We start from the raw sequence: 6281 nt of genomic DNA, 5'->3' as shown, positions 1-6281 counted from the left end.
TAAGCTCCCATGTTTTTAGGCTCTTCTTGTGCCCAAACATAATCATCTGCGTTTGGATAACTTGCTACAATTGCTTTTAATTGCTCGATTGGTAATGGAAACATTTGTTCGATCCTTACTACGGCAACATCTTTTCTTCCGTTGATTTCTCTTTCGGCAGTAATATCGTAATAGAATTTTCCTGTACAGAAAACCAATGTTTTTATCTCAGCTTTATTTACCGAAATATCGTCTATTGTTTCTTGAAACTGACCATTTGCGATTTCGTCTTGTGTAGAAACACATCTCGGATCACGAAGTAAACTTTTCGGTGTGAAAACAACTAATGGTTTACGATATTTAGTCAACATTTGTCTTCTCAATAAGTGGAAGAAATTAGCTGGTGTAGTACAATCGGCAACGACCATATTGTGGCGTGCGCAAAGTTGTAAGTAACGTTCCATTCTTCCTGACGAGTGCTCTGCTCCTTGACCTTCGTATCCGTGAGGCAACAACATTACAATTCCGTTTTGGTTGTTCCATTTGTCTTCGCCACAAGAAATGTATTGGTCTATCATAATTTGGGCTCCATTACTGAAATCACCAAATTGTGCTTCCCAAATCGTCAAAGCATTCGGATTTGCTAATGCATAACCATAATCGAATCCTAAAACTCCGTATTCTGAAAGGTGTGAATTGAAAATATTGAAATTTCCTTTTTTCCCTTTAATGTCGTTTAATAAAACTACTTCTTCTTCACTGTCTTCTACTTTTACAACAGCGTGACGGTGCGAAAACGTTCCTCTTTCTACATCTTGTCCAGAAATACGAACATCGTAACCTTCCGTTAGAAGCGAACCGTAAGCCAATGTTTCGGCAGTTCCCCAATCGATAGTATTGTTGTTATACATTGTTTTTCTATCGTTGACAATTTTAGAAATTTTACTAATAAATTTCTTGTCCGATGGCAATGTTGAAACAGTTTCTATTATCGAATCTAAAGTTTTTTTATCAAATGTAGTATCTACTTTTTGAAGCATTACATCATCAGAAACTTGATTGAATCCAACCCATTCATTTTGCATAAATGGTGTAATTACTGTCAATGATTTCTTGCGAGAAGCTTCTAAATTGTCATCTAAATCTTGCTTGTATATTGTTTCTAATTCTTTTACGAAATTACCATCGATAATGTTTTGTGCCAATAATTTCTCAGCATAAATATCACGTGGATTTTTGTGTTTTGCAATGATTTTGTATAATAATGGTTGGGTAAAACGAGGTTCGTCGCCTTCATTATGGCCGTATTTTCTGTATCCTAATAAATCGATAAAAACGTCACGACCAAATTGCATTCTGAAATCTAAAGCAAAAAGCATGGCATGTACAACAGCTTCGGCATCATCAGCATTTACATGTAATACTGGTGATAACGTAACTTTTGCAACATCGGTACAATATGTAGAAGAACGTGCATCAAGATAATTGGTTGTAAACCCCACTTGATTATTGATAACAATATGAATCGTTCCGCCAGTTTTGTAACCGTCTAGTTGTGCCATTTGGATAATTTCGTACAAGATTCCTTGTCCTGCAATTGCGGCATCACCGTGAACGGCAATTGGCAATACTTTTGAGAAATCGTTAGGAAAATATTTATCTTGTTTGGCACGAGTAATTCCCTCGATAACCGCTCCTACGGTTTCTAAATGCGAAGGATTTGGTGCTAAATTGATATTAATGTTCTTTCCAGAACGTGTTTTTCTATCAGAAGTTAATCCCAAATGGTATTTTACATCGCCATCAAAATATTCTTGATCGTAATCTTTTCCGTCAAATTCCGAGAAAATATCTTGAGTAGATTTTCTGAAAATATTGGCTAAAACATTCAAACGACCACGATGTGCCATTCCCATTACAAATTTTTCGACGCCTTTGTCGGCAGCTGCTTCAATAAGTGCATCTAAACCTGCAATTATGGTTTCTCCGCCTTCTAATGAAAAACGTTTTTGACCTACATATTTGGTATGTAAAAAGTTTTCGAACGAAACAGCTTCGTTTAGTTTTTCGAGGATAATTTTCTTCTGATTATCATCAAAATTAGGCTGATTGTCGTTTATGTTTAATTTGTTTTGAATCCATTGAATCACTTCTGGATTTCTCATATACATGTATTCGATACCAATATGTTGGCAGTACACATTTTTGAGATGAACAATTATTTCTTGTAAAGTTGATGGTTGGTGTCCGAGGATTTTTGCTGCATCGAAAACAGTATTCAAATCGGCATCAGAAAGACCAAAATCTGATAATTCTAATGTTGGAAAATAGTTTCTTCTCTCACGAACTGGATTGGTTTCGGTAAACAAATGCCCACGAGTCCTATAACCATCTATCAGTTTCAATACATTAAATTCTTTGAGAATTTTGTCTGAAACTTGACCGTTATCAACATTCGTCGTAGCGATATTTGACATCTGATTTACAGCATTTTCTTCGTTGTAAGTTGTCATTCCAAAATCGAAACCTTGAAAGAAACTTCTCCAAGAAGGCTCTACGCCATCTGGATTTTCGAGATATTGGTCGTATAATTGTGCAAAAAATTCGGTGTGAGCTGCGTTTAAAAATGAAAACCTATCCATATTATTTGTTAAATGAACATTATATTAAATATGTTGCAAAAATATAACATTTGCAACAAATACATTCTGTTTTTTTATACTTTTATGGGGAATAATTTAGACATTTATATTATGGTTTTAAAAAATCTTAAAAAAACCTCAAAAAGTTATTTGTTTTTAATCTTATTTGCTTTTAGTTTAAGCGGATTTTCTCAGGATTCTACTAGCGTTAAGAAAAAAAGTGAGTTTTGGAAAAAAGTGCAAATCGGTGGTGGTTTGGGACTGAACGTAGGTGGTGGTTTTACAGATATTACCATTGCTCCAAGCGCGATTTATAACGTAAATGATTATCTTTCTTTGGGCGTTGGGTTACAAGGAAGTTATGTTTCTGTAAAAAATAATTATAATTCGTTTATTTACGGCGGAAGCTTGATAGGATTAGTTAATCCAATACCACAAATTCAGCTTTCGGTAGAGTTGGAACAACTTAAAGTAAACACTAGCTTCGAATCATTTTTTCAGATTCCTTCCAGACATTTTTGGAACACAGGATTGTTTCTTGGCGTAGGATATAGAAGCAATAATGTGACTATTGGTGCGCGTTATAATGTCCTGTATCGAGAAAATGACAATGTGTACAGCAATGCTTTTATGCCGTTTATTAGAGTTTTCTTTTAATGATTAATTAACGGTTATAAACGTAATTTTAAACATTCATTTTGTTTATTTGCCCTAAAATTTTTTAAATTTATTAAAATGAAAAATAGTATTTACCTATTTATGTGTGTCATTTATTCTTTTGGTTTTTCCCAAAACACAATTATTCAATCTGGTCCAATGGTTGGTTATTGTGAAATGAAAGAAGCTGTAATTTGGCTTCAAACTACTAAAAATGTTCCTGTAAAAGTTGAATATTTTTCTATTGATAATCCGAAAGAAATTTTTGCTTCTGGGATTTATTCTACTACAAAAGAAAATGGTTTTACTTATCATATTATTTTAGACAAACTTCAGCCAAGTAAAAAATACAAATACAATGTTTTTGTAGACAATAAAAAAATTATCTTTCCTTACGAAACTTCTTTTTCTTCAAAAAAATTATGGCAATGGCGTGAAGACGCGCCAGATTTTACAGTTGCACTTGGAAGTTGTGCGTACGTTAATGAGCCAGAACTAGACAGACCCGGAAAAGGTTACGGAAGTAATTATGGGATTTTTGAAAGCATAAACGGCAAGAATCCTGATATTATGCTTTGGGGGGGCGATAATATTTATTTACGCGAAGCAGATTGGGACAGTCAAACAGGAATAAATCACCGATATACACATTCGCGTACAATAAAAGAAATGCAGCCTCTTTTAGCTAAAACTCAAAATTTTGCCATTTGGGACGATCACGATTTTGGTCCAAACGATGGTGACCGGGGGTTTTATAATAAACATTTAACTCAGAAAGCATTTAAAAACTTTTGGGCAAACAAAAGTTACGGGATGGACGATAGCCAAAATCAAGGAATTTATTCAACTTTTAACTGGGGAGATGCTCAGTTCTTTTTGCTGGACAATCGTTTTTTTAAAACGCCAAATGATAGAAAAACTGGAAAAAGAGATCTCTTGGGAGAGAATCAATTAGAATGGTTAATTGATAACTTAATAACTTCTAAAGCATCTTTTAAAATTATTGTTGTTGGAGGACAAGTACTTAATACAGCAGAGGTTTATGAAAATTATAGTAATTATGCCGATGAAAAATCCAAACTTTTAAAAGAAATTGTAGATAATAAAATTAATGGAGTCCTATTTATTTCGGGCGATAGGCATCATACAGAGTTATCAGCGCAATCAAGGGAAAACACTTATTCTTTAATGGATTGGACTGTTTCTCCCTTAACTGCGGGACACGGAAATATAGAAAAACTTGCAAAGGAAGCTAATAAAAACAGAGTTGGTGGTAGCTTATTTGCTGAACATGCTTTTGGAACATTATCTTTTTCTGGCAATAAAGAAAATCGTCAAATGAAAATGACTTTATTTGACAAAGAAGGAAAAGAATTATGGAATAAAATAGTTTTGAAGAAGGAATTGGAATAAATTTTTATTACTTCATAAAAACATTAAATTTATTTTTACGCTATTAATTCACCAGTTTTAAACAAACTATGAATTAATAGCGGTATTTTAATACCTATTTCGAAACCAAACCTTCATCCACTCACGCTTTAAAATTAAAAAAGAAACCTGTTTTGCCAATTCCGAAATATCCGAACCATCTAGTTTTTTAATTTGGTCTTCGGGAACATCAATAATATATAGTAAGTTGAGGTATTCGGCAAATTTGTATTGTATTAATCGATATATTTTTTCGTGTAACTGAATCTTGAGTTCTTCGGGAGAAGTGCTCATCGGGAGATCTATCGCTTCGTTGGCTAAATTGAAATCTTTGTTAATTTGTTCAATCAATTTTAGATACAAATTCTCGCTTGCTGCTTCAGAAAGTAATAAATCGGTCGTATTTGGAGAAATAAAATTCATTTTTTTTTAATTTCAATATCAAAAATCAATTACAACGTTCAAATATTGACATTGATTTTTGAAATTTCGATTGATTTTTTTACACATTTCTACTCATTAAATTTTCGCCAAAATTTCTTAACATTTGCTTTTTTTCGTTAGAAATATTCATTTTTTCTAAAGTTTCAAAAGCTTTAAATGTATAATCTTGAATAGCTTTTTGCGTTGCTTCCGATGCTTTTGTCTGGTTAAAAATTTCTTTTACAGAAGCTATTTTATCTGTATTATCTGTAGGTTGAATAGAAAACAAATGCAACAATTGTTCTTTTTCTTCGGTTTGAGCAAATTCTATTGCTTTGAGGTACAAATAAGTCTTTTTGTTTTCGATAATATCGCCGCCTACTTGTTTTCCGAAGGTTTCTGGATCGCCAAAAGCATCTAAATAATCATCTTGCAACTGGAAAGCAATACCTAAATTTAATCCGAAATCATAAATCAGATTGGCATTTTCATCAGAAGTTTTGGCTACAATAGCGCCCATTTTCATGGCGGCACCAACTAAAACCGCGGTTTTATATTCGATCATTTTCAAGTATTCCGGTATAGTAACATCGTCACGAGTTTCGAAATCGACATCATATTGTTGCCCTTCGCAAACTTCGAGAGCGGTTTTGCTAAATAATTTTGCTAAATCACGAAAAATAATTGGTTCGTATTCTTCGAAATGCTGATAAGCTAAAATTAGCATCGCATCGCCCGACAAAATTCCGGTATTAATATTCCATTTTTCATGAACAGTTTCGTTACCACGACGCAATGGTGCATCGTCCATAATATCATCGTGAACTAGCGAAAAATTATGAAAAACTTCAATAGCTGTGGCTGCTGCTAATGCTTTCTGACAATCTACATCAAAAATTTCGGTTGACATTAATGTTAATATGGGGCGCATTCTTTTTCCGCCAATAGACAAAATATATTCAATTGGTTTGTAAAGATTTTTAGGCTCTTTAGTTAAATGCAATTCCGAAAAATAATCTGAAATAAGTTCTTGATAATGCGAAATAGAATGCATGCTTTAAATTTTTTGCTAAAATACTTTAATTCTGTCACAACAGCAAAATATAATGAAATGTTAAATTTATGTAAATACTTTGGAAACTATTATAG

5 protein-coding genes are annotated in these 6281 nt (G+C 33.1%); 2 read left to right on the top strand and 3 right to left on the bottom strand.

All coding sequences use genetic code 11. From position 1 onward, the window contains the following. The coding region (locus ACH2BG_RS10455; protein WP_395047636.1) for a 2-oxoglutarate dehydrogenase E1 component at window positions 1–2621 on the bottom strand (2621 nt) is incomplete at its 3' end. An 84-nt stretch (window positions 2622–2705) separates the two neighbouring features. Between ACH2BG_RS10455 and ACH2BG_RS10450 the strand changes: the two genes are divergently transcribed. Continuing rightward, a complete protein-coding gene (locus ACH2BG_RS10450) occupies window positions 2706–3278 on the top strand; it encodes a hypothetical protein (protein ID WP_395047637.1) in 573 nt (190 codons plus the stop codon). A gap of 78 nt (window positions 3279–3356) precedes the next feature. Next, the gene (locus ACH2BG_RS10445) at window positions 3357–4691 is read left to right on the top strand and encodes an alkaline phosphatase D family protein (RefSeq protein ID WP_395047635.1); all 1335 of its coding nucleotides are present in this window, start codon (window positions 3357–3359) and stop codon (window positions 4689–4691) included. Window positions 4692–4778: 87 nt separating this feature from the next. Here ACH2BG_RS10445 and ACH2BG_RS10440 read toward each other — a convergent pair whose 3' ends face one another. Further along, entirely contained in the window at window positions 4779–5132 is a 354-nt protein-coding gene (locus ACH2BG_RS10440; RefSeq protein ID WP_395047634.1) for a hypothetical protein, read from the bottom strand. Between the two features lie 79 nt (window positions 5133–5211). Continuing rightward, the gene (locus ACH2BG_RS10435; RefSeq protein WP_395047633.1) at window positions 5212–6186 is read right to left on the bottom strand and encodes a polyprenyl synthetase family protein; all 975 of its coding nucleotides are present in this window, start codon (window positions 6184–6186) and stop codon (window positions 5212–5214) included. Window positions 6187–6281 lie beyond the last annotated feature (95 nt).

Origin of the sequence: Flavobacterium sp. (genome assembly GCF_043779715.1) — a bacterium.
Lineage (GTDB): Bacteria > Bacteroidota > Bacteroidia > Flavobacteriales > Flavobacteriaceae > Flavobacterium.
This window is presented reverse-complemented; position numbering and strand designations above follow the sequence as displayed.

Bases quoted from the DNA above. Each gene is read 5' to 3' on its own strand.
- ACH2BG_RS10450 (WP_395047637.1), top strand. From the start codon at position 2,706: ATGGGGAATAATTTAGACATTTATATTATGGTTTTAAAAAATCTTAAA.
- ACH2BG_RS10445 (WP_395047635.1), top strand. From the start codon at position 3,357: ATGAAAAATAGTATTTACCTATTTATGTGTGTCATTTATTCTTTTGGT.
- ACH2BG_RS10440 (WP_395047634.1), bottom strand. From the start codon at position 5,132: ATGAATTTTATTTCTCCAAATACGACCGATTTATTACTTTCTGAAGCA.
- ACH2BG_RS10435 (WP_395047633.1), bottom strand. From the start codon at position 6,186: ATGCATTCTATTTCGCATTATCAAGAACTTATTTCAGATTATTTTTCG.